We start from the raw sequence: 22,955 nt of genomic DNA on the forward strand, positions 1-22,955 counted from the left end.
CCGCATGGCTGATCTCGACTCATTTCCCCGACCCGGTGTCACTGTCGATGTCGCTGTGCTGACCGTAAGTCGACCGTCCGAAACAATCCCCGAGCTGCGAGTCCTGGTGCAGGACCGCCGGGATCCTGCCGGCCGCTCGCTGCCGGGTGGATTCATCCGGGAGCGCTGGACGGTGGACCGGACCGTGGACGACGTCCTGCGACGGAAGGTCGGCATTGAGCCGTCCGACCGCAACCGGCCCCGGCTGCTCCGGCTCTTCGACGACCCCGAGCGCGACGACCGCAGCTGGGTGATCTCAGCCGCGCACTCGCTCTCCCTACCGGAGCCCGAGCTGTTGGACGCCAATGGCGACTTGGTGCCTGTGAGTTCCGACGGGCGGCTGCATGGCGAGCCGCGCCTGCTCTTCGACCACGACGAGATCGTCTCTGCCGCGGTCGAGGCGCTGCGAGAGCGCTACGAGATCCGCTATCGCTACGTCGACATCCATCCCGACCCCGACGGCTTCCTTCCCGAGCCCTTCACCCTGCGCCAGCTGCGCAAGATGCACGAGGCCGTGGTGGGCGCCGAGCTGCACAAGGACAACTTCAACCGGCGGATGCGGGAGTACGTCGAGCCGCTCACGCGCCACGGGAAGGTCGTCGTCTCCGACGGGCTCCGCGGGCGGCCGGCGACGCTCTATCGCAAGCGGCGCTGATTCTCGCCCTGGACGCCGAGCTCCTCCAGCCGACGGACCAGGGGAGCCCACTTGCTGATCCCGCGCTTCGACATGCGGTCATAGAGCGCGCGGACATCGGCGGCCAAGGCCGCGTCCTCCCGATCGTTGAGTAGGCCGTCAAACCGCTCGTCGAGCAGCCACGAGGACGTGCGTGCTGCGTGGAACGCGATCCGGTCGAGTACCAGCTCCAAGGCGCGGAAGCCGGACATGCCCACTTCGTCCGGCAGGTTGATCCAGTCGAGCTGACCATCCCAGAGCTGCCCGCGGAGCTTGTCGCCCTTGGAGTCCAGGACCGTCCCGAACGTCGCGGTGCCGCCCTTCTGATGCTGGACGCGGTACTCGTCCACCTCGTGGGCCAAGCGGATCACGTTGTCATCGGTCATCGATACCCCGACCGCGAGGAGCCGCTTCGTAAGCAGAAGCGACTGCAGGACGGCGGCCGAGGGCCGGTTCGCTGCGTCGTACCGCACCATGTGCCGCCGCGTGAGGACGATCTGCTCCGGGTGATCAACATCGCCGTGGAGCTTGAGGATCCAACGATCCGCACCGTGGGCGGAGGCCCAGGGCATCACGCTCTTGATGTCTTTGCCGGTCGCGAATACAGCAGCTTCGTAGAGGACGTCATAGTTGGTCGTCACCACCTGGTGGCAGTCCAGCCCTGCCAGCAGAACATGAGGGAGGGATGGCCGCTTGGCTGGCTTGATCAGCTCGGCCACCTGCCGCTTGAACCCATCCTTGTCGACACGTTCGATCAGCTCCGCGCGGTCGGTCAGGCTTATGTCGAGCCCTTCTCCGGGCGGTTCCATGCCAAAGCGCCGCTCCAGGCCCTCGATCAATGCCCCCCACCCGGGCAGCCCTGCCGCCGCGCTGACCCCGGCGCCGAGCAGGAGAGCCAGGTGGCCACTGCGCGCGCTGTTCGCCAGATCGACGGCAGACTCCTCGAGCCGGCCGGGAAGCCGCGGCGCGACCTTGCGCCTCGCGTACTGGGCTGCCGCGTAGACAGCAGGATCGGGCGTCACCAGCGCTATGTCGAGATCGAGGCGCTTGGCAGTCGTGGTCAGGCGCTCAACGAGCAGATGCAACACCTTGCCGCGGTCCTCGGAATACCCTCCCAGCCCGATGCCGATGACTGGGAGCGCGACGAGAGGCAGCGTGCCCTCGCCTCGCTTCAATGGGTAGGAGTCCCGAAACTTGTCGACGCGCTCCAATGCCCCCACGATGCGATCAAGGATGAATGCGTAGTCCTCACTCCCGTCCCCTGTGCTGACCGCCCAGACCCGATCGGGCGCCTCCTTCATCCGCCCATAGCCTCGGTCCCACCCTGGCGGCACTCGCGGCGACGCTCCGACGAGGTCACGCCACCCGGGGTTGAAATTGAACGCCGCGTCCACCGGGATGAGTGCCGCGTCGTGGATCACCGACTCGATCCGGCCGTGGACGACGAAGAGGTGGCCCGCATGCTCGTTCATGCCGGCGAGTATGCCGGTCGCCCACGCCACGACGACACGGCTTCTGCGATCCCGCCCGCGTGTCAGCGCCGTCGCCTACCGTCCACATTGTGAGGCCGACAGAAGGCTCGGCCCCGGATCAATGGAGGCAGTGTGTCGGAGCTCGCCCGCACGATCGCCGCGGAGGCCCATGCATCCCAACGGGACAAGCTCGGGCGCGACTACGTCGACGCGCACCTTCGGCCCATCGCCGAGGCAGCAGCCGTGTTTGGCCCTGAGGCCGAGGCAGCCGGCTGGCTCCACGACGTCCTCGAGGACACCGAGATCAGTGCTGCCGACTTGCGGGAGCACGGCATCCCGGAGCACGTCATCGACGCCATCGAGTCGGTCACCAAGGTCCCGGGCCAGGAGTACGACGAGCTGATCGCCCACACCTGCCAGCATCCGTTGGGTCGGCTCGTGAAGCTGGTCGACAACGCGTGGAACATCGCGTGCAACCCAGCCTTGGCCCAGGTCAAGCCTGACAAGGCGCACGACCTCATGACCCGGAAGTACCTGCCGGCACGAGAGCGGCTCCTTGCCGCGTGCGAACTCGACGCGGACTCGCCCGAGGCGCTGCGGGTCGACGAGATCCTGCACAGCCATCTCGTCCGTCTGCACGCGGGAGGCTGAGCCGCATGGCCAGATGGATCTGTGAGTACTGCACGTCGACCGGCACGGTGCCCGAGGGCGAGAGTGCCGAGCAGATGAGCTGCCCCAACTGCGGCGAGCCCGTGATGGAGGAGTGGTGAGAGTTGCTCAGCCCGTCGGGCGCCCTGCCGACTCGTGATGCTGCAGGAGCTCCTCGACGAGGCCCATCGCATCTGGCAGGACCGATCCCGGTGAGATGACGCGGGTCGAGGGACCGCTCGCGAGCATGATCAGGCCCACCCGCTCCCCGACCGGCGCCAGCAGCTCGAGGTCGGCTGTGAAGGTCGCCTCGTCCTCGGCCACTACCGTCACGCTCTCGGCGTGCTGCCGCGCGGCCCAGCGGGCATCCTGCGCGAGCTCCATGCGGACCGTGGTTGTCGCACGTTGTTTCGTGAGCAGGGAGTCTGCTCCCGATGGCGGCTCGAAGCCCTCGTCGAGCACCTCGATCAGCCTGAGGTTCGAGACAAGGAACGTTCGCAGGTTGCCCTCCGGTCCGACTGGTCCGGCGTCGACCTCCCACCCGCGGCGGGTCTGGACCAGGCGGAGTGGCTCGATGACACGGTCGGTCACACCGGGTCGCCAGGCCCGTGAGTAGACGATCCGCACCTTGCGGCGCTGCTCCTGGGCGTCCTGGAGGTCCCTGACGTGGCGGTTCCAGTCACCGACGTACGGCGCCGCGGCCGTGCCGCCGTACATCGTCTCGGCGATGACCGCGAGCGCGTCGGCCAGATCGGATTCGTCCGGGTCGACCTCGAGCAGGGCGATACCCGCGGTATAGAGCGTGGCGAGGTCACCGGCAGACAGGTGCTCCGCACCGAGTCCGGGGGCTGCGTCCGGCACGATGCGCACGATCGTGCCCCCGGAGCCACCCGTCGCCTCGTCTGCGTCCGGCTGGACGAACTCCAAGGCAGGCTTGCGGAAGATGTCGAACGACCAGCCCCATGACTCCAGGTCGAGATAGGTGAGGAGGTCCTCGCGCATGTCCTCCACGTCGACCCCGAACTGGGTGGCGAGCTCGCCGAGCGGAAGGCCGTCCGGGTACGCCGTCAGGACGTTGATGACCTCCGGCAGGCGGGCAAGGCGCTGGAGGAACTTCGGCCCGGCCATCACAGACCCGCCATCTCGCGCAGCTCGGCCATCAGCTCGTCGTACACCCGGGCGCCTTGGGTGATGGTGACCCGCGGACCGAGGACGTAGAGCCGCGCCCGGAAGGCCTGTCGGTGGGTGACTGTGTAGGTCAGCTCAACGTCGGCGCCGCGCTCCACATGCGAATCGGGCTCGTTCAGCCAGCGCACGACGTCCGGCACGAAGTCACTGGACGCGCGGAGAGTGACCTGAGTCGGCTCGTCGACCTCCCACCTCAGCGGATGCAGGGGGATGCGCCTGATCTCCGGGACCTCGTCGGCAGTGCCGGGCGGATCGAGCGTGATGTCGCTCATCTCGCTGACGACGAAGTGCTTGACGAGGTCGGCGCCCTCTTCGACGCCGCTGAGGTACCACTTGTAGTTCTGGAACCTCACCGAGCCCGGATGCACCAGTCGCGCTGTGCCCTTGTAGGAGAACCGGATCCGGCTGCGCAGCTGCACGGACTGGAGAGCAAGGGAGAGCTTGTCACCCTTCGGCTTCCGGATCACGATGCTGCCGATCCCCTCGGGGACTGCGGAGGGGCGGACGCCGAGACGCTTGGCGAGGTCGTCCCGCGCGGCCAGGAGCACCGCACGCTGGAGGGCTGCTCGCTGAGGTGGCGAGAGCCTGACCTGGAGGCGGTTGTCGCCGCTGACCATGCGGTAGCGAGCTGACTCTCCCTTGGGGTTCAGGTTCTCGATCTGCCAGCCCTGCTTCTTCAGGTTGCGCAGGTCCAGGCTCAGCTGGTCCTGAGGCGCAGCCTGCCCTCCGTACTCAGCGACCTCGAGCAGTTGCTCAGTCGTCGCCCCCACCACGCCAGCGTCGTCGAGGACCGCGAGGATGCGCGCGAGGCGCTGCATCGCCTTGACCGCGCTAGGTCCTGGTGGCATATGGGCGTCTCCCCCGCTCGGCTGCCTGTACGCCGACCATCGTGCCCCGAATCGGTCGGGCGCGGGGAGAAACAAGACTGCTCAGCAGTCGTCGCACACTCCGGTCAGCGGCAGTGCGAGGTGACAGGTCGGGCACACGTCGCCGTACACCTGGGGCGTGGTGTGCCCCGAGCGCGAGCTGTCGACGTACGACGGGAGGTTGATGCGCTCGCTGCCGACCCAGTAGTAGGTCTTGCCGAAGCCGGCGACCGTGCGCCCATCGCGGCCGAGCGCACCGTAGGTCAGGCTGTGCACGGTGAAGACCTCGTCGTGCTTAACGAAGCGCAGCGCGTCGAGAACGGCGTTGTGGGCCTCGACCGGCACACCGACTCGGCGCATGGCGTCCTCGATGGTCGCGAAGTGCTCGCGGCCGTGCCCCTCTTCCTGCGCTCGCGACCAGTCACAAACCGGGTGCTGGACCCGCTCGGAGGGGGTGACTGCGTGCGCGTCGGTGTCCACGAGGTGGGGGCACTCGGGCCGGTGGACCCTGGTGCCCGTGGCGGTGCGGAAGTAGGCCCGCGGTGATTCACCGGCAGCGTCGAACTCGTTGATCGTCTCGCTCATGGGAGCAGAGTGCGCCCAGGGTCCGAAACAATCGGATCGCGACGTCATCGGCCGCCCCTGTCACGCCGCGTGCGGCCGCGCTTGCGGTTCATCTGGTGGTAGGAGTCGCGCGACATCTTCGACATCATCTGCGCACCCGTCGGCCCGCTCATGTCGCCCAGGAGCTCCATGCGGGCGACGTCGTCGAGCTCGAGCCGGATCTCAGGCTTCAGCGCCTCGGGTGCGACCTGGAGGGAGCGCTCCAACTGCTGCTTGGTCTCACCGATGAGTCGCTGGCCCACGTCGAACCTCCCATGCTCGAAGGCATCCGACGCCTGCCTCTTGACCTCCTGGGCCTCTTGGAAGAGGACCTCGGACTCCACGATCGGGTGCGCCACTCGGCCGGCGGCCTCGTCACCCGGCACGACGTTGACGGCGATCGGGAGCGAGACGACCTGCTCGACCAAGCCCGGCAGCTCGACGTACGAGATCTCCAGCGTCGCGACACGGGCGAGCCCGAGCCCGGCGAGGGCGGGAACCTTGAGCTTGAGCAGGACCTTGCGGGCCTCCTCGGAGTAGAGGTCGCCGAGCTCGATCATGACCTGGCCGTCGCCGATCTGCTGGGCGGGCAGGTCGTTGTAGAGCCGCAGGAACTCCACGGCGGGCTCGAACCGCACCGTGAGCGACAGCGCCTGGACGACCTTATTGAGCAGGCCGTCGACCTCGCCGGCGATGGCGGCGCCCGCGGCGTCGGGGTTGTCTGCGAAGACGTGGTTGCCCGAGCCCGAGCGGGCGATCGCGGTGAGCAGCGTCTCGTCGTAGCCGCGGCCGTAGCCGAGGGTGGAGGTGACGATGCTGTCGGCGTACGCCTTGGACGTGACCGACGCGAACTCGTCGGCGTCCCGGATGCCGGCGTTCACGTGGCCGTCCGAGATGACCAGGACCGTGCCGCTGCCGCGCTTGTCCCCCTCGGTGGGGATGACGCGCCGAACCTCGCGCAGGCCGCGGAGGTAACCGGCCGACAGGTCGGTCGTACCGCCTGCGTGGACCGCTTGGATCCGGTCGATCACTGCGTCCTTGTCGGCGAGCGGGCCGGCGGGTACGACGACCTGGGCGGAGTCGTCGAAGGTGACCAGCCCGAAGTTGTCGGTCGGCTCGAGACGGCGGACCAGCGCGACCAGCGCTCGCTTCGTTCCCTCGAGCGGCCCACCACTCATGGAGCCGGAGCGGTCGAGGACCACCTGCAGCGAGGCCTGCGGCCGAGCGGCGTCCGCCACGGCAGCGGGGGCCTCAAGCTCAAGGAGCACGGCGACCTCGTCCTCGGCCTCGTGGGCCACGACGTTGACGTCGAGCAGTGCGTTGATCTTCATGGGATCCTCCTGGATCGTCGGGGAGCTCAGGCCGCGGTGGCGGCCTGAGTGGCCTGGTGTGCGGTGGCGAAGGCGTCGGCGATCACCTGGGCGCGCCGGGGTACGTCGTCCGCGGTGAAGCCCCACGTGCCTTCGGCGCCGCGGCGGGCGAGCTTGGCCAGGGAGTCGGCTCCCTCGTTGAGCGGGTCTCCGGCGTGGCCGCGCACCCAACCGATGTCGAGCCGGGGACCCTCCTCGCGGACCTGCTCCAGCATCCACACCAGCCCGCCCCGCTTGACGGCGGTGTGGTGGGTCGCGACGTAGCCGTCGGGGAGCCTGTCTCCGCCGAGGATCCACTCCTCGACCAGGGAGATGGCGGGGCGGCAGTCCGTGCGGATCACCAGATCCCGGTGCGGCAGCGCCGCGATGGCCTCCGAGATCGCACGGAGCTCGGCGAGCAAGGGGTGCCGGCGCCTGGTGCACTGCCTGGTCGACGGAGTCTCGGTGCCGTGCCCGTGGCGTCCGTCCTCGGCCAGCCACCCCCAGCCGATGCGACCCCGCGTCGCGGAACCGTCGGTGGCAACGGTTAGTGAGCCGGTCGGCGGGGCCACGACGGGCTGTGCCGGGTGGAACGCCCGCATGGCGTCGGCTCGCAGGGGGCTGTCCGCCTCGGTGTAGGGCACGAGCGTCACACCGACGAAGTGGGCCTGCACCTCGGTGGCGTACGACCACAGCCGCGCGGTCGACGGCAGGGTCACGACGATCTGGGCCGGGAGCCGAGCCTGCAAGTTGGGGTAGGCGGCCGCCAGCGCGCACAGCACGGCGTCCTCGTGGTCGTGTGCTCGGACTGACCCGGTGGACCCGAAGCTCTCCCCCATGAGGCTCCAGGTCCACCGGCCCGACGCGAAGTCGGGCTTGAGTGACAGTGCGATCCGCTCGGCCATCTCGTCCTCCTTCGTTCGGCGTCGGGTGTGCGTACTGTGCGCCCGGGGTCCGAATCAATCGCCCTCGCTCGCTCGGATCCCACGAATGATGCGCACGACGTCCAGCGGGTTCTCCTCGCGCCACCGGGCGACCCGCGCGAGCGTCGTACGTCGCTTCGCCGGGCTCGCTCCTTCGCGGTCGAAGTGCCACCTCAATGCGTCCTCGGCGTACCAGACGTGGGCGATAGGGCGGGCTGCCCGGATGGCGGTCAGCGCGTCGACCGGATCCCACCCCATCCCCAGCAGTACGGCGAAGCCGGCACTCGGGCCGCGGTTGATGCCCATGTGGCAGTGGGTGAGGACCACGCCTCCGTCGTCGATGGCGTCGGTGGCCCAGGTGACGATCTGCTCGAACCACGCCGCAGGGACGCGCTGGCCGGCGTCGTCGATGCCTGCCCACAGGTAGTCGACCTCGGTCTCGGCCCACCAGTCGGAGTCGTCGGCCTCCAGCGGACGTCGAGGACGTGGGTGATGCCGCCGTCGACGACGAGCTCGACGGACCGTCGGAGGGCCTTGTCATCGTCGTGGGACAGGTCGCCGCCCACCGCGAGGTAGGGCGTGACGAAGTCGGCGTTGGCCGCCTCGAACGATGGCAGGGTCTGGGAAATCGCGTGAGTGCTCATGCCCCCTCCGACGCCACGGCCGGTCGGAATCTGACGAACCAGTTGTGTCGGACCCCAGGGGGACACTGGACCTGTGAACCAGACAATCGAGGACGTACGGCGTGTGGCGCAGCGCATCGTCGAGGTGCGGGGCCGCAGCTTCGGACTCTCGTCAGAGGACCGCGAGGACGTGCTGCAAGAGGTCCTGGTGAGGTACGTGCGGGCGTGGCCCGGCGATCCAGACCCCGCCGACGTCGAGGCGTGGCTCGAGACTGCGACCGGGCGCCTCATCACCGACCGATGGCGGGCCGAGCAGCGGCGACCAGCCGCGGCCGTCGTCCAGGACACCGACGGTGACGCGTACGACGCGGTGGCGGACTTCGTGGAGGTGGCGCGCAGTCGTCAGCCCTCGATGCCGGCCGTGGGCGATGCCGTGATCAACCAGGTGTTCGGTCTCCTTCCGCCCGCGGACGCCGACCTGCTACAGCGGCGGCTCGTCGACGACGTCGAACCTGCCGTCCTCGGGGACGACCTCGGGATCAGCCGAGCAGCCGTGGACCAGCGCGTGTCCCGCGCCAAGGCCCGCCTGAAGGCGGCACTTGCCGCTCAGCCGGAGCTGCTCGCCGAACTACAGGCCGGTCACCCGCACGTATACGACAGAGGACGGCGATGACCGACTCACGATTCACCACAGTCTGTGACGATCTCGAGGAACTGCTCGAGGTTGTTGACATCGACGACGTGGACGACCTCGACACATTGATCATGGTCCTGCTCGGCCGACCTGTCGTCGTTGCAGAGAGCTGGGATCACGACCAGGAAATCGATGCTCTTGACGTCCGGGTCCTGGGCGGTGAGCTGACCGCCGGCGTGCTCGCCCCCTTCCCGCTGAGCGTGGTGGAGCTCGCCCGCTCGAGCGCCGAGCTGGCGCGAGACATCGGTCCGTACGCACCGCCCAGGGTGCCCCCGCTCCAAGGTAATGACGTGCTGTCGCTCAGCGACGACGAATTGAGTGAGGACCTCCAGCGCGCACTCGGGCAGGTGCGCCTGTTCAACCTGCTCGACGATGATTGAGACCGGTCTACTTCACCGACCCCGCGACCGTCATCGAGCGACCAAAGGAGTCCCAACAGACCTCGGCACCTACCTGCGGGCACGCGGGAGCGCCCACCAAGAATGCCCGGGTTGTAGCTCCATCGTCCTATGGGCTTGCCCCCACGGAAAAGATGTCTCCATGCCTGCTGAGGCGTCCGAGCGTGCCGCCAACCCGGAGAGCTCCGGCGAATCCGGCGATTCGGGAACCGCAAGCTACGAGAACAAGCCCCCGACCAGATGCCGAGTGCGATTGCAGGTGTACTCCACAGTGCCTTCCGCGTCGTCGACCTGCCTTCCGAGAATGTCCTCGTCGGCGTGGGGACAGGATTGTCTGGTGATGGTTATGCCCCTCCCTTCGGGGCGAGGTGATCGAGCCGCGCCCGCAAAGGGAGCGGACGCGGCGTGGGCCCGCCGCAACCGACTACCTACAGTTGGCCTGTGACCGACGATCTTTCGCTGTTCGGTGATGGGCCGGCACCGCTGCCCGAACCAGTTCTTGCGCCCGTGTCGATCCCCGACTGGCAGATCGAACTGCTGCGCAAGGCGCTGGATTCTCGCGGCCTCACCTCGATGGCCGAGCGTCAACAAGCGATCCAGTCCGCGGCAGGCCGCCCAGTTGAATCCCTGCGAGCGCTTACGCACGACGAGGGACTCCGGGTGCTCTCGGTTCTAGGTCAAAGGCCAAGGAGGAGTGCCTCCGACGGGTCGGCGTGGGACGACCGTGACGAGGACACGTGGATCGACCGACTGTAGAGATCCGAGGGTCCAGTCCAGACATCTCAGCCCGAGTGTTGGGCTGCGTACTTGCCAACCCACCGACGACCTCTGGAGCACGGACCCTTGGCCGCGTTCGTCAGGCTGCCGAGCTTCTTGGCTGCCAGCATTCGGAGGTAGTCAACCTGTTTCGAGGCGCGACGCACAGCACCGGCGGGATAACTGAGATCGGTAGCGATCCTGAGGGGTGGTTCGGCGCGCGTGACTCCATCGAAGCGATGCTCGATCGGGCCACCCACATTCTTCTCGGCTATGGCACCACAGAGCCGACGGGGCCGGCCCGGCTGCACCACCGGGAGCAGGTCGCCTGGCTGCGGCGGGCGATAGGGGAACGCGGGCTACCGATCTATCAGGTTGGGAACGGTCCACGGCATCCGTCTCGGTGGCAACGGTGGACCTTCCGAACGTATCCGGGGGTGCCGTTCGCAGATGCGCTGAAGCTCAGCCTCTGTCTCCAGAGGGACGTCAGCTGACGCCAGCCTTAGCGACGACCTCCGCCTCGCGAGCGCTTGCCGAAGACGGTGACAGTGCGAGAACCGTTCGGCCCGGCCCTTCGGCGTGCTGAGTTATCCCCGCCGCGCTGCGGGGCAGCGTGCGGGGAAGGGAGAGGCCGAAGAACTCAGGAGCATGAGGTAGGTCGGTTTGGGGGATTGACTCAGCCCCACGGCCTTCGAGCAGACAGCGGACGAGCCATGCGGCCAACTCCCGGTCACGGACATCCAACCTGCCGACCAAGCTAATAGAGTCAGCTGGCGCGCCGACGAGGAGACCTAGATCGCGCAGGGTCTTGACGCCTCTCTGAGTCGCGACATCGACTCCTCGTCGCGGGCCGTACCGATCGCGAAGCCGCTTCCGCACCGCAACGGTGTTGACATTCTCGGCAGCTCGAGATTCGCGGCCAACAGCCTCCAGGAGGCTTCGGAAGAATGGTTCAGTTGCGAGCAGTGCGCCGATGTGGAACGGCCGTAAATCAAGGAGATCACGTTCCGCGGTGAGCACCCACGTGGTCCAGTCGTCTCGCCGCTGCATCGGCAGTAGCCAGACGCGGCTCAAGGCGGTCACCGTCTTGATAGCCGCTTCCTGACCGAGACCCTCCCCAACCAGGTCCTCGCGGAGGGTGCGTCGCGCGTTAGCGACCGGCACCTGGTCGACCGCTAGGTTCAGCGCCTTGGTCAGCCAAGTCACCTTCAACTCGCGATCGAGAAGGGCTCCGGTCATCACACAATCCTAACCAGCGGCACGATGACTTCATCGATGCTCAGCCCTCCGTGGGCCACGGTGTGGGAGGCGGCCGTGAACGCCGTGCGGTCGGGGGCGAAGTAGGGATGCCCCAGAGTCTCCACAGCCGCTCCGAGACCTGGCGGCGTCCAGGCCAGGCCGGGTTGGGAGCTCTGGTCCCGGAAGGTCTCGCGGGAGTGGAAGGCGACGCGGTGCCCTACGCGCTGAGTGGTGAGGTTCTTCGCCAGGAACGTCGTGGCGGTGGTGGGCAGATTGCCATGGTCAGACGTGATCCAGAGTTCAGCACCTTCGGTCTGGCACCAAGTCTGAGCTGCCGTGACGTAGCCGGCTTGGGCCCACTGGACGATCCCCGCGCTGAGCTGGCGATCACCGAGTACTTCGGCGCCGTGCAGGAGCTTGTCTGGGGCGCCCACGGCATAGCCCGCGACGCGGGAACCGCTAGCCGGAGGTTCCCACTCGGCAGAGGCTCCTCCGAGGGTCTTGGCATAGTGGATCTGATCTGGACGCAGACCCTGCGCTTGCCAGAACTCAGTCCAGTGCTTGCCTTCGTGGGTGGTCGTCTTGGCCGTCGCTGCGAAGTCCTTGGGAGTCTTGCCTGCGAAAATCGCTTGGCGACTGATGGATGTCAGTGTCGGAAGGCCGGCCAGCAGCCGTCGGTCCTCAAGCACGGAAAAGTGGAGTTCCTGCTGCAGGAGTTGCCACTGGGGTATTCCAAGGCCGTCGAGGACGAGCAGGACGATCCTCTGAGCCGGCGTGCCGCCCCGGCGCGCCAGGAACGGAGCGACCTGGTGGACGGAGACCGGGTGGGCTGGGCTGCGGCCGAGCTGGACGCCGTACTCCTTCTGCAACCAGGGGTTCCAGCTGTCATCAACCTGCTTCCAGCGGGACCAAGCGCGGTCGGTCCACTCGGCGACGTCCGCCTCGGGAAGCTGGCTCAGCAACCGTCGGATCGTCGCCCAATCGTTGGCCACGCCGATCCAGCCGTCCAGGGAAGAAGCCGTGGTGTTGAGGGTCTCCACCAGCGTGGCCAGCGACGCCTCGTCTTGGCGTCGCGCGACTGCTTGGCGCAGAGATGCAGGGATCGAGCGTGCCACGGGAGTCTGAGGGGGAGCTAGGACACCGGACCGTACGAGCTTCTCGAGTTCCGGTGTGGCTGTGCGAAGAGCGTGGTCGAGCTGATCGTGGGAGCCGTGCTCCCACCAGGTCCGTGCTTCCTGGCCGACGACGGCCACCGGATCCGGCGCCAGCAGCGTCTGATGGAGCCAGCCAGCCGGCAAGGTGTCAGCCACGGTACGGCGTAGGGCCGGTCCAAGTCCGGCAAGGCGGATGGCAGCCGTCACCTCGTAGCCCCCCTCGACCGGCCATGCCAGATCCGTGAGCAGGTGCGCGGCCCGCGCGGTCCGCTCGCGAAGGGAGCCACGGTCAAGGAGTGCTTTGAGAACGGGGCGAGGCAGCTTCGTCGCCTCCTGGCGAACGGCAGCAGATGCGCGAAGATCGATGGTGTGCCTCGGGAGCGAACGGGCGTCAAAGGGCAGATCCGAAAATGTCCGGAGGTCGGCGATCTGGAGGTGCAGGAGCAGACTCGCCGCCTCAGCTACCCGCTCCGGTACTTCGAGCTCGAGCAGCCGTCGGAGCTGCCAGCGGTCGGTGACGACTACTGCGTCCGGTTGCTCGTCGAGCCCGTCAGGGTCCAGCAGCAGGTGTACGCCACCGGCTGGCACTGTCACAGGGCCGACCAGGCTGTCCCAGGTTCGAAAAATCATACGCACCGGATCCCGAGAGCGAGGCGAAGATGTGGTCTCGGCGGCAGCGCGCCACCGCCGAGATCCTGCAGGGCGGTGTACCCGTAATCGAAGAGGACCTGCTGCAGGAACGCGTGACGCTCCTGTGGGAGGACAGCCGTCGACAGCGGGTCGCCGATTGACCCGGAGGTCAGGGTCGACAGAAGTTCCCGCCCACGCCGCGGATCAGGCCGCCCTGAGTCATGGACGAAGACCGCGAACACGGTGGATGCCCCACTGGTCCCGGACGTCGCCCGCCCGAGCGCCAGCCAGCCCGGAGGGGAGGCGACGTTGAGCTTGGGGACCGGCTCTCCCGGAACGACAACCGCCCCGGAACGCAAGGCTTCGCTACTGTGAGTACCGGTCAGCGCCTCGAGCCGACGCACGAGCTCCGGTATCGGAGAGGCCGGTGCCGGTGGTGGCGCCACCGCGATCGAGGTCAGGATCTCCTGGGCTTCAGCGGCCTCGACGAGATGTGCCTGCGCTGCCGACACGAAGTCCTCCCCGGCCGACCGGAGTCGTTCGGGTTCGACGATCGCAGTAACGTAGAGCGAGTCGGTGAGGTCATCGACGGAGGCGAGGACGTCGTTGCGCTTGTCCACCCCAAGCTCGGCGAGAATCACCGCGAGCTTTTCCTCGAGCACCTCGAGCACTCGCTGGTCGACGCTGTCGTCGAGAACGAAGTTGTACGCGTGCACCGGCGTGGACTGGCCGATCCGGTCGACCCGCCCGATTCGCTGCTCCAACAGAGTCGGCGTCCACGGCAGATCCCAGTTAACGACTACGTGGGCGAACTGGAGGTTGACTCCCTCGCCACCCGCATCGGTCGAGACCAGCACCTGAGCGTCGTCGCGGAACGCAGCCTGAGCAGCAGCGCGCTCGGCGAGTCCCATCGACCCGTCCACGCTCGCGATTGAAATGCCCTGACTTTCCAGGACCTTCACCAAGGCTCGCTGGGTTGCGCGGAACTGGGTGAAGACAAGCACCTTCACCGCCGGATCACGCTCCGCACGCTGCAACGTGGCGAGCAGCCGCAGGAAGTGAAGGGTCTTCGGGTCGGTTTCCTCCGAGACGGTACGACGGGCCAGGTCAATCAAGGCACGTAGCGCCGTGGCGTCCTGGACCTCCGGCAGCAGGAGCGCGTCGGCCTCGGCCTCTTCAAGCTCGTCCCAACCGAGCTGGGACTCATCGGCCGTACCCACCAAAGAGGCGAGACGACGCTCCAGGGCCGACAGAATCGCCGCCGACGAGCTGGCGACCAGACGCTGAAGCAGCAGCATCAAGAAGCCCCGGGCTGTGTTGCCCGAGGTCTGTGCCTTGAGGTAACCCTCCCGGACGTACTCCGTAACATCCTCGTAGAGTTCGCGGTGCAGCGGATGTCGGTCCCACGAGACCAGCTCCAGGTGCGTAGTACGAGGATGGAACAGGGCACGCCCGGAATTGTCGACCGCCCCCCGCTTGTCGGTGCGGGCGATGACGGCGCCGACCGTGGCCTTGGTGATCTCCCGGTCCGACTGGAAGGAAGGATCGAGGAGCCCGAGGAAGCGGCGGAAGCTCTCCGACTTGCCCGAGTGCGGGGTCGCGGTCAGCAGCAGGTAGTTGTCCGCGGAACCGGCCAGTCCTCGGGCAAGCTGGTAGCGGGCGACGTCCTCACTCGAGCCGGCGACATGGTGGGCTTCGTCGATGATCACCAGGTCCCAGCCTGCGTTGATGACGCCTTGCATCCGGGCAGCGTTGTAGTCGTCGAGCTGTTGCTGGCTCCAGCCGGCGCGGCGACGGAGCGGCTTGATGGCATCGAGACTGGTGACCGCAAGATCGACCGAGCTCCAGATCGACGCGGCCGCGTCGATCGGCACGCCTTCCGGACCGATCCGAGTGAACTCCTGGGCGAACTTGTCACGCATCTCCGCCACCCACTGCAGCTGCACCCCCTTCGGGGCCACGACCAGGATTCGGCGAACGCGGCCTCGAGCGAGCATTTCGGTGGCGATGGCGCCGGCCGTCATCGTCTTGCCCAGACCAACCTCGCAGCACACTGCGAGCCGGACCGGGCTGAGCCTCAGTGCCCGCTGCAGGATCGCAAGCTGGTGGGGCAGCAGGTCAACATGGGCACTTGCCGCAATCGGGTTGCCGGTGCCGGCCTCGGCCAACACCCGGAGGGCGAGCAGCCGCTCCTCAAGCTCGGCCGCGGTCCAGTCCCGCTCCGCAAGGGAAGTCAACTCGTCGACGCCCAGCGCCAGCAGCTCACCGGTGGCCGGCGCGTAGGCGTCGACGGTGACATGGTCGAAAACGTTCTGGCGCTCGAGCTCTCGAACCACCAGGCGCCCGCCCGGCCACCAGGACCAGACGGCTTCGCTCACCTGGCCACCCGGGCAGTCGCGTTACGGACGTAGTGCATGATCGCGGTGTTCTCCACCAGGTAGTCGGTCGGAAGGCGCTTCCCTAGCGCCGCGATGGTGGCATAGTCCTTCTTCGCCCACCGGTCCTTGAGCCCGGCCTGCAGCGCCTCACCCCTGAACCGTTGCAGCTTTCCGGTGCCGGACAGGTAGCTCTCGAAGGCTCGCAGGAGCGACCGCTCCCGCAGTTTCTGGAGGTGCTCCAGCTTGGCTGGGTCGGGCACCATCCAAGCGCCAGCGTCATCACGGATGAAGTTCTCCTCCAGCATCTCCAGCAGGTCCGGCATCTGGTCCGGGCGGTCCCCCGAGATCTGCAGTTCCTGCAGGAACGACGGCTGGATTTCCGCCATCGACTGCGGTTTCTCCTTCAGGTGCTGCCGCAGCCAAGCGACCGCGCTGCGCTCGTCGGTGACGAAGAGAGCCTCAGCGGGAGCCGAGAGCTGAAGGCGCCTCCGCTCGTACTCCTCGACCTGCTCGGGGCGGAAGTAGAGAGCGTCACGCTCGTTGAAGTGCTCGTCGAGACCGGCATAGAACTGCGCCGCGGTAAGCGGCACCTCGAGCCCCAGGCTGACGTAGTAGGCAACGGCTCGGTGGTAGATCCGGTCCGCTTTGCGCTCGCGAATCGCGGCGCCGCCCTGCTCGTAGACTGGGAGGTGCTTGAGATGCTCCCCCACAAACTCCCAGACAGAGCTCGCCGCGCCGCCGGAGGCCAGCACGACCGAGGACGTTCTCGTGCCAGGTTTGTAGCAGGAGATCATCAGGTCCTGATCGACGGCGTTGACGGCGGTCGCCTGCCGGTAGCTCGCGCTCTGTTTGTCGAGGAGCCTGGTGTCGGCGACGACGAAGCCAGCGCTGGCCAGGGCGTTCTGCAGAGCGGCCCAGACCTCGTTCGACGAGTTCGAGAATTCGACCGTCATCCAGCGGGTTGGCTTCAGTACCCGGCTGAACTCCTTGAAGCAGGCGGCCAGAAGATCGGCGTAGTCGTCGACGCTCTTCGGCGCCTTTTGGCTGCGGTCGACGATCGCCTCGAACTCGATCTCGGTGTGAACGCCATGCCAGCCCTCGATCACCTGCGCGAGATCGGCATAGGGAATGTTTGCGCCGAACGGCGGATCCACGAAGATGTAGTCGACTGACTCATCGTCCAGCGGGAGGCGGGTCGCGTCCCCAGTTGTGATCCGGACGTCGACTTCCGTTGGGACCGTCTTCCAGAGCTTGGTGAGGGTGGACCGCTTTCCCCTGTTGGGCTGGGAACCTTCGAGGTTGTAGCGCGGCGAGCACTCCGAAATCAGAGAAGCTACGTAGAAGACGCCGCTTTGGTTTCGGTTGACCTGCGAGTGGTCGGTCGGCTTGTAGCGGTTCATCCAGGAGAGACCCCAGAACGCCTGCTCAACCCAGAACTTCAAGGCTCGGCGAAGGTTGAGATCAGGCTCCGCGTTGACCCACTGCCAAAGGGTGGAGAGCGCCGCCAGGGCACGATCGGGGTAAAGGGAGGCGAGCGACGTGAAGCCTTGTTTGACCAGTGAGCTTCGCTCGTGGGTCATGTGCCGATACGGGAAGACATACGTGGGCGCCCCAACCGCGGAGAGGGCTGCGACACGGCTCAAGACGGCGAGGTCATCGGTATCCGGTGCCTTGTCCCCGATGACGCGAGTTTTGCCGGACCCGTGGCGGTAGTGGATCCGGACAGGCTTGAGCGAGATTCGCTCAATGACCTCACCGGTCAGCAGACGGACGGTCTCCAGACGGCGCTCGAGATTCGCCTTGCCGCCGCCCGATTTCATGACGGTGGCACCGCAAGAGGAGCAGGGAAAGTGGTCGCGAAGAGCGCCTGTGGTGGGAATGAACGCGCCGTCGTAGAACACCACCGCCGCGCCACAGTGCGGGCAGGTGAACACCTCGGACCACACGGTGTAGGCGATGGTGGCCTCGCCGGTGGGCGTCGTCGTGCGGTACATCCAGCCTAGTTCGCGATCAAACCGATCCAGCAGTGCGGTCGCGGCCCGCTCGAAGTCGGCAGCATCGATTGGCAGGTTGACGCCGCTTCCGAGAAATGTAGCGTTCGGGGCCAAGTCGTTGAGCACCGCCCGTCGAGCCCCCCACGTGGGCGCCCGCCCGCGCATGCGAAGTTCGGCGTCAAGCTTCGGGTCGGGCGTGGCGCACAAAGTCGCTGCCACACCAGTCATTCCTGAGCCGGCGAAACCATCGAGGACGACATCACCAGGCTCGGTGTAGTGAAGTAGCAGCCGCTGGATGATCTCCGGCGGCACTTTCGTCGGATAGGAGTGGACTTTGAACCACATCGACGCCTTCGAGCCCGTGACGTCGGCCAGGTAGGGACCGGGATCGGCTCGGTCAGACTCGGTGCGGTGTGCACCTTCAACCCAGCTTCGCACGAAGGGGTTCTCGGTCGCCGTGTGCCAGGGCGGGCTGGACATTCCCAGGATCTGATCGACCGACGACCCGGAGGGCATCCGCACCTCCCCTGCCTCCAGCGCTGCCCGGTAGACAGCCAGGGCCTTCTCGGCGAGCTCGCTGCGCGACGACGTGGCCGAAAGTTCGAATAGGCTGTCGTTCACTGCTTCTGGGTTCCTTCGAGCTTGAGCCGGATCGTGCTGGCGTTGCCGCCGTTCTCCCTGGTGACCCTCTCCAGCCAGGTCTGGAAGGCCGACGCGGCCTGGGCCGGGGTCGTCGCACGCCCGCCGGGGAAGAGAGCCTCCGCGAGGTCGTCCGCGCTGAGGGGCACCACCTGTAGATCGTCGAGGACCTGTTGCACGGCCGAGACCAGAGCCGGAGTCACCTCACCTGGGGCGAGCGTGCCGTTGGTGAGCGGGGCGAGGGCCGTTCGCTCACCGGCGCTGAGAAGGTCGAGCCTCTCCTGGATCTCCGCGTCCGTGAGGGAATCCGTGAGGTGCGTGGTCCAGGTCGCCCAGAGGTTCTTGGCTTCCTCGATCGTCTTGGTGAGCTGCACCTTCGCGGCGGGGTCGTTCGACGGTGATGGCCGGTAGGAGCAGTAGGGGCAACTGTACCCAGAGTCGTAGACCTTCGGTTCGTACTGCTTGCAGGCGTAGAGGCCGACGATCTTCTCCTGAAGCTTGCCGAACTGGCCGTCGGGGATGATCTCGATCCCCTGCAGCACGGTGAGATCGCGCCAGTACGGACCCTTGGTGGCGGCTTCCTTGGTCTGCTCGTCCGATGGCGAGAGCCGGACAGCCTGGTGACGCTCGTCCGCGAACTGGCGGTACTTGGTCCGCAGCCGCTGGGCGTCATGACGGACTTCGGTGGCCAGGCTCTTGCTCGAGGGGTCCGTCCGCAGCAGGCGGCGGAGCTTGTCCTTCACCGCCTCAGCCTCAGCGTCGAAGGGATCATGTTGGCCGAGGACGTCGCCGGCCTGCTTGAGGTACTCGATCTCCGGGCCGAGCTGGTCGGCGACCTTGCGCAGCTCGGTGAGCCGCTTCGCCTCGGAATGGCCGGCCTCGGCGCGGTCCAGAACGTCGCCCTTAAAGGAGAACCGCTTGAGCTTGCCGACGTTGTCACGCGCCCGGACATCGCTCAGTAGGTCGAGTGCGTCCCGGAGCCTCCTCAGCCGCGTGTCGGGGTCGTCGATGACCTCCTCCCCCCAGAGTCGGGGGTGGCTCTGCACGTAGGACTGGATGGAGAGGACCTCGTCGTGGATCGTCTGGGAGCGCTCGAGGAAGTGGGTCGCCGACTCCGGGGTGAGCTCACTCTGCCCGAGCGCAGGCGGGAGGCCGAGTAGCGTGGCGAGCCGGACGAACCCGGCCGTGTCGGTAGTCGCCGGCGGCTGAAGGAAGGCCAGACCCTCCAAGTCGGTCAACGGCATCCGGGCGAGCTCGTCGAGGTTGAGGGCGGTGATCTTGGTGCCGTTGCGGAAGGTCAGGTCCGCACGGCCCAACGCGGTGAGGACGGCCCCGACGACCGTGAGCCAGGCGGGTTCCAGGTGCCACGGAGCCCAGGTCTCCACGCCGGGGTCGCGCTCCGCAAGGAGCTTTTCCCGGTTCACGGCTTGCGGCGCGGCTGTGTTGAGGACATCCAGCAGCGCCTTGGCGTACTGCCCGTCGAGGGTCAGCGTCTCGGAGTAGTCGCGCAAGCCCAGCGAGGTGAGGACCGACTTGCCGAGGTTGGTCGGTTTGCTCGCAACCGTGCCAAGCGCGTTCTGGACCGCGTTGGCCAGGTTGGCCGCGGTGAGCTGCTCGGCGAAGACGGGGTATCCGGGGTAACGGGCGTCGAAATGCGGGCTCAGGGCCGCAGCTGCGATCGCCTCGAGCTGCTCCTTGAGAGTCCGGCGACCGCCGGGGACGCCCGCTAACCACTCGGCGAGAGGCTTGCGCTCGCCCTGGTAGGTGACCTTCACGTGGCTGCTGAGGTTGTCACGAAGCCACTTGACGGCCTCCTGCCCGAACTTTTGGGCGCGGGCGAGGAAGCCCTGTCTGGTCTCCCCAGAGGTCTCAGCGGCCTTAGCGTTGGCCGCGGCGTACCGGCCCAGGGCGGTGGTGAAAGCTTCGGCGGGGTCCTCAAGCTGGAAGAAGATCTCGTCGCTCTTCTCCTCGTCGTTGAAGGCCACGGGGTCGAACGGGTGAAGGAAGTAAAGGTAGAAGTCGCGGGCCGGCTGGGCCGTCGAACGCTGGTTAGGGGCGCCGAAGAACAGGTAGCCGGTACGCTCAACCTTTTTGGCGGCCCACGGCAGCTGGTAGGACCAGATCTTGTAGCCGGACACGTAGGGGGCGTCGGTGACCTCCAGCACCTGGGCGAGAAGGTCGAAGTAGGCGCGGTCGAGGGCCTCGTCGTCGATGCTCTCGACGCGCTGGTCGATCTGCTCGTCGTACGCAACATTCTTATTCAGGTCCAGATAGACCTGCCCGTTGCTTTCGTTGACCGAGATGAACTGGCCGGTGGCGGCCTTGCGTATCTCACCGACCAGCGTCTCGACCGACATCTCCAGGAAATCGGCCTCCAACTCAGGCACCCCCGGTGGGACGAGGCAGAGATCGTCACGCAGGTCGGCATAGGTCAGGCCAATCGGAGCGTCCAGATCGTAGGTGGTGAGACGGTGAATCGTGAGGGCGTCGAGAATCCGCAGCGCGGGTTCGCGGTCGGCCCCGGCCTCGAGGTTGCGCATGACCAGGTCACGCACGACGCGGCTCGGCTCCAGCACCGAGCGGACCTCGGGATTCGACCGGTTGGTAGGGTCCTCGTCGAGTTCAGCCCGGTAGGCGTCGAAGCAGACCAGCCCGGGCTCGTCGGTGGGCACCTCCACGTCGAGGCGCTGGCGAAGCTGCTGCGTGAGGCTGCTCAGGATGCGGCGCTTCTCGACGAGGGTCAAGTCCTCGAAAACCTTCAGGTAGGCCGGGTGCACCGGGAAGAGGTCGACGAAGGTCTCCAGGTCCTTGCCGAGCGACTCGAACGCTGCGGAAAACTTCGTCAGGTGCTCGCGGATCCGGGCCTTCTGCTCGGCAGTCTTCGCGAGGAGACGCTTCTGGACGACGTACGCGATGTCGTCGCGGTGGATCCGGAAGGTCTGGTAGCGCTCGCTGACGCGCTGCAGTTCGCTCTTGGCTGCATCGAAGCGGGGGTTGTCGAAGAGGCTCTCCTGAACACCCGCGAGAATCCGAAAGCGGGAGTTGCGGGTGAATTCGCCGAGCTCTCGAAGGAAGCCGAGGTCGAGGATGATCTCGGCGTCCTTGCGCCCACGAAGGTAGTCGAGCATCTCGTCGATGGCGAGCAGCAGGCCCTGGTCAGGGTAGGCCGCCTCGAAGGCGGCCATCATGTCCTCGAGCGCGGCCTTGTTGTTGGTAATGCCGTCGGCTGAGGGGAAGGTGTATTCGATGCCGAGGTCGGCTAGCCCGCGGGTCAGTTCGTTGGTGAGGATCGTGCGGAGATTCGTGGTGACCGCGCCGATCTCGACGCGCAGCACCTTGAAGCGGCCGGCGACTGGTCCCGCAGCCTCCTGGGTGCCGGCGTCGGTCAGGCAGGGGAGCAGTTCGGCGCGCTCGGCGACGCTGGCGACCGCGCTCATCAGGTGGGTCTTACCCGTTCCGTAGGTCGCGATGAGCAGCAGGCCCTTGTGGTCGTGGTCCGGGTTGTCGAAGCGCAGGTTGGGCAGCACCAGGTTCGCTAGCTGGTCGCGCATCGTCTCTGAGATGACGTACGTCTGGACGTCCTCCAACGCCTGGTCGGCAGAAACAGCGTCGCGCAGTTGCTTGACGCTCTGGACTGGAGTGAACTCGACGAGTTCGCCGTACTTCATCGGTGGAGCCTTTCAAGGGTGAACGGGACTTCATCATCAAAGACGGTCGACCGTGCCGTGAGGAGAAGCGAGCCCTCCAGCGCCGGGGGGACAGCACGAAAACCATCTTCACCCGGCCAGCGGAAGGGCGACGAACCAGTCGATATGGGCCACTCAATCACGCGACCTGGATGCTGTGTGGCAAGTGCCCGGAACAGACGGGCGGCGTCGAGGCCGAGGACTGGATCGAAGAGGATGGACGTGCCGACGAGGACAGGCGCCTCGAACAGCGAGGTTCTGATTTGCGACTCGGTCGGCACGCTCGGGAAGGCGCTCAACGTACGTCCCACGTGCAGCGGGGTCGTGCCCCGGAGCTCAGCAAAGCGGCGGGCCACGTGTAATGCACGGTCGTCGACCAGCAGGGCGACGCGCCCCGGGAAGCGAACTAGTTCTGACCAGATATCTGCGCCTACTGCTGGCCAGGTGTCCACATTCCCCCTTTGTTCTCTCAAGCGGGACGACACATTGCATCATCACCGGCGTCTGTCAGTGTACTGCGAGCTCGGCTAAGTGGAGGGTTCAAGGAGCCGTTGCGGGGCTCGAAGGTTCGGGAACTCGCCCGTGCCCTTCGCCGGGTGGACCCTCCGGAGGTGCACTGGGTCTCCTTGTTACCCCTAAGGACGACGTCGTCTCGGCCTTTGCAGCTCCCAGCAGGGTCCTTTTCAGTCGCTGCGGAGTCGTGGAGTTCAGAACAGCAAGAGGGCCTTCACCTGCACTTCCGCAGGTCAAGCGCGTCTACAGAGCCTCCGAGGTAAGGCCGACAAAGTCGCCATCGGTCGTGACGGGTCCGGCCCTTAGATAAGCGCCGGCGAAGAGGTCGTCGACCTGCGGCTTCGGGCCGCTCCAGGCAGCGTTGTTGTCCGCCTTAGGCTGCATTTCATATCCCCCGCGCTCAGTTCGACGGCCCTACGTTGCGAGCCGTAGGTGGCCGGTGTTGACCTTAACTTCCGCATCATCGTGCAGTGGGCCTTCCGACAAACCG

General features: G+C 66.8%; 18 protein-coding genes. 5 read left to right on the forward strand and 13 right to left on the reverse strand.

Annotated elements, in window-relative coordinates; genetic code table 11:
* Positions 1–4: 4 nt before the first annotated feature.
* Entirely contained in the window at positions 5–694 is a 690-nt protein-coding gene (locus tag ASG94_RS08615; protein WP_056925856.1) for an NUDIX hydrolase, read from the forward strand.
* Here the strand turns inward: ASG94_RS08615 and ASG94_RS08620 are convergent.
* A complete protein-coding gene (locus tag ASG94_RS08620) occupies positions 676–2,184 on the reverse strand; it encodes an SIR2 family protein (protein WP_156411467.1) in 1,509 nt (502 codons plus the stop codon). The two genes, ASG94_RS08615 and ASG94_RS08620, sit on opposite strands and share 19 nt — an antisense overlap.
* 132 nt (positions 2,185–2,316) lie before the next feature.
* On the opposite strand from ASG94_RS08620, the gene ASG94_RS08625 reads away from it, so the two are divergent.
* The gene (locus ASG94_RS08625; protein WP_056925858.1) at positions 2,317–2,835 is read left to right on the forward strand and encodes a phosphohydrolase; all 519 of its coding nucleotides are present in this window, start codon (positions 2,317–2,319) and stop codon (positions 2,833–2,835) included.
* 126 nt (positions 2,836–2,961) lie between these two features.
* On the opposite strand, the gene ASG94_RS08630 is transcribed toward ASG94_RS08625, so the two are convergent.
* The 6 genes from ASG94_RS08630 to ASG94_RS08655 all read right to left on the reverse strand — a co-directional run bounded on the left by ASG94_RS08630 (position 2,962) and on the right by ASG94_RS08655 (position 8,088).
* Positions 2,962–3,960, reverse strand: coding sequence for a helix-turn-helix transcriptional regulator (locus tag ASG94_RS08630; protein ID WP_156411468.1), 999 nt, complete (start codon positions 3,958–3,960; stop codon positions 2,962–2,964).
* The gene (locus tag ASG94_RS08635) at positions 3,960–4,838 is read right to left on the reverse strand and encodes a WYL domain-containing protein (protein ID WP_056925860.1); all 879 of its coding nucleotides are present in this window, start codon (positions 4,836–4,838) and stop codon (positions 3,960–3,962) included. Before ASG94_RS08635 ends, ASG94_RS08630 begins: the two co-directional genes overlap by 1 nt.
* 111 nt (positions 4,839–4,949) lie before the next feature.
* On the reverse strand, positions 4,950–5,471 hold the full coding sequence (locus ASG94_RS08640; RefSeq protein WP_056925861.1) for a hypothetical protein: 522 nt from the start codon (positions 5,469–5,471) through the stop codon (positions 4,950–4,952).
* Positions 5,472–5,515: 44 nt separating this feature from the next.
* Complete coding sequence (locus tag ASG94_RS08645) at positions 5,516–6,820, reverse strand: vWA domain-containing protein (RefSeq protein ID WP_056925862.1); 1,305 nt, start codon at positions 6,818–6,820, stop codon at positions 5,516–5,518.
* A 26-nt stretch (positions 6,821–6,846) separates the two neighbouring features.
* Positions 6,847–7,743 (reverse strand): RNase H family protein, encoded by an 897-nt coding sequence (locus ASG94_RS08650; protein WP_056925863.1) that lies wholly within the window; start codon positions 7,741–7,743, stop codon positions 6,847–6,849.
* A gap of 54 nt (positions 7,744–7,797) precedes the next feature.
* Positions 7,798–8,088, reverse strand: coding sequence for a hypothetical protein (locus ASG94_RS08655; protein WP_056925864.1), 291 nt, complete (start codon positions 8,086–8,088; stop codon positions 7,798–7,800).
* A gap of 390 nt (positions 8,089–8,478) precedes the next feature.
* On the opposite strand from ASG94_RS08655, the gene ASG94_RS08660 reads away from it, so the two are divergent.
* From ASG94_RS08660 to ASG94_RS21660, 3 genes are all read left to right on the forward strand, one after another.
* Positions 8,479–9,057: an RNA polymerase sigma factor gene (locus ASG94_RS08660; RefSeq protein ID WP_082624012.1), complete on the forward strand. Its 579-nt coding sequence runs from the start codon at positions 8,479–8,481 to the stop codon at positions 9,055–9,057.
* Complete coding sequence (locus tag ASG94_RS08665; protein WP_056925866.1) at positions 9,054–9,458, forward strand: hypothetical protein; 405 nt, start codon at positions 9,054–9,056, stop codon at positions 9,456–9,458. The genes ASG94_RS08660 and ASG94_RS08665 overlap by 4 nt, the downstream gene beginning before the upstream one ends.
* A gap of 459 nt (positions 9,459–9,917) precedes the next feature.
* Positions 9,918–10,232 (forward strand): hypothetical protein, encoded by a 315-nt coding sequence (locus ASG94_RS21660; RefSeq protein WP_156411471.1) that lies wholly within the window; start codon positions 9,918–9,920, stop codon positions 10,230–10,232.
* Positions 10,233–10,718: 486 nt separating this feature from the next.
* On the opposite strand, the gene ASG94_RS21670 is transcribed toward ASG94_RS21660, so the two are convergent.
* From ASG94_RS21670 to ASG94_RS08690, 6 genes are read right to left on the reverse strand one after another with little or no spacing between them, the layout of a single operon-like run.
* Positions 10,719–11,471: a hypothetical protein gene (locus ASG94_RS21670; protein WP_156411473.1), complete on the reverse strand. Its 753-nt coding sequence runs from the start codon at positions 11,469–11,471 to the stop codon at positions 10,719–10,721.
* Positions 11,471–13,255, reverse strand: coding sequence for a PglZ domain-containing protein (locus ASG94_RS08670; RefSeq protein WP_056925867.1), 1,785 nt, complete (start codon positions 13,253–13,255; stop codon positions 11,471–11,473). Before ASG94_RS08670 ends, ASG94_RS21670 begins: the two co-directional genes overlap by 1 nt.
* Positions 13,252–15,633: a DEAD/DEAH box helicase gene (locus ASG94_RS08675; protein WP_056925868.1), complete on the reverse strand. Its 2,382-nt coding sequence runs from the start codon at positions 15,631–15,633 to the stop codon at positions 13,252–13,254. Before ASG94_RS08675 ends, ASG94_RS08670 begins: the two co-directional genes overlap by 4 nt.
* On the reverse strand, positions 15,630–18,248 hold the full coding sequence (locus ASG94_RS08680; RefSeq protein ID WP_056925869.1) for a DNA methyltransferase: 2,619 nt from the start codon (positions 18,246–18,248) through the stop codon (positions 15,630–15,632). Before ASG94_RS08680 ends, ASG94_RS08675 begins: the two co-directional genes overlap by 4 nt.
* Positions 18,245–21,934, reverse strand: a complete 3,690-nt coding sequence (locus ASG94_RS08685; protein ID WP_056925870.1) for a DUF6079 family protein — start codon at positions 21,932–21,934, stop codon at positions 18,245–18,247. Before ASG94_RS08685 ends, ASG94_RS08680 begins: the two co-directional genes overlap by 4 nt.
* Positions 21,931–22,404 (reverse strand): hypothetical protein, encoded by a 474-nt coding sequence (locus ASG94_RS08690; protein ID WP_156411474.1) that lies wholly within the window; start codon positions 22,402–22,404, stop codon positions 21,931–21,933. Before ASG94_RS08690 ends, ASG94_RS08685 begins: the two co-directional genes overlap by 4 nt.
* Positions 22,405–22,955: the final 551 nt, after the last annotated feature.

Origin of the sequence: Nocardioides sp. Soil805 (assembly GCF_001429625.1) — a bacterium.
In the GTDB taxonomy this organism is placed as follows: domain Bacteria; phylum Actinomycetota; class Actinomycetes; order Propionibacteriales; family Nocardioidaceae; genus Nocardioides.

Excerpts from the sequence above, each read along its gene's own strand:
- ASG94_RS08620 (WP_156411467.1), bottom strand. The coding sequence starts at position 2,184 with ATGAACGAGCATGCGGGCCACCTCTTCGTCGTCCACGGCCGGATCGAG.
- ASG94_RS08685 (WP_056925870.1), bottom strand. The coding sequence starts at position 21,934 with ATGAAGTACGGCGAACTCGTCGAGTTCACTCCAGTCCAGAGCGTCAAG.
- ASG94_RS08635 (WP_056925860.1), bottom strand. The coding sequence starts at position 4,838 with ATGCAGCGCCTCGCGCGCATCCTCGCGGTCCTCGACGACGCTGGCGTG.
- ASG94_RS08640 (WP_056925861.1), bottom strand. The coding sequence starts at position 5,471 with ATGAGCGAGACGATCAACGAGTTCGACGCTGCCGGTGAATCACCGCGG.
- ASG94_RS08630 (WP_156411468.1), bottom strand. The coding sequence starts at position 3,960 with ATGGCCGGGCCGAAGTTCCTCCAGCGCCTTGCCCGCCTGCCGGAGGTC.
- ASG94_RS08645 (WP_056925862.1), bottom strand. The coding sequence starts at position 6,820 with ATGAAGATCAACGCACTGCTCGACGTCAACGTCGTGGCCCACGAGGCC.
- ASG94_RS08670 (WP_056925867.1), bottom strand. The coding sequence starts at position 13,255 with ATGATTTTTCGAACCTGGGACAGCCTGGTCGGCCCTGTGACAGTGCCA.
- ASG94_RS08615 (WP_056925856.1), top strand. The coding sequence starts at position 5 with ATGGCTGATCTCGACTCATTTCCCCGACCCGGTGTCACTGTCGATGTC.
- ASG94_RS08665 (WP_056925866.1), top strand. The coding sequence starts at position 9,054 with ATGACCGACTCACGATTCACCACAGTCTGTGACGATCTCGAGGAACTG.
- ASG94_RS21670 (WP_156411473.1), bottom strand. The coding sequence starts at position 11,471 with ATGACCGGAGCCCTTCTCGATCGCGAGTTGAAGGTGACTTGGCTGACC.
- ASG94_RS08650 (WP_056925863.1), bottom strand. The coding sequence starts at position 7,743 with ATGGCCGAGCGGATCGCACTGTCACTCAAGCCCGACTTCGCGTCGGGC.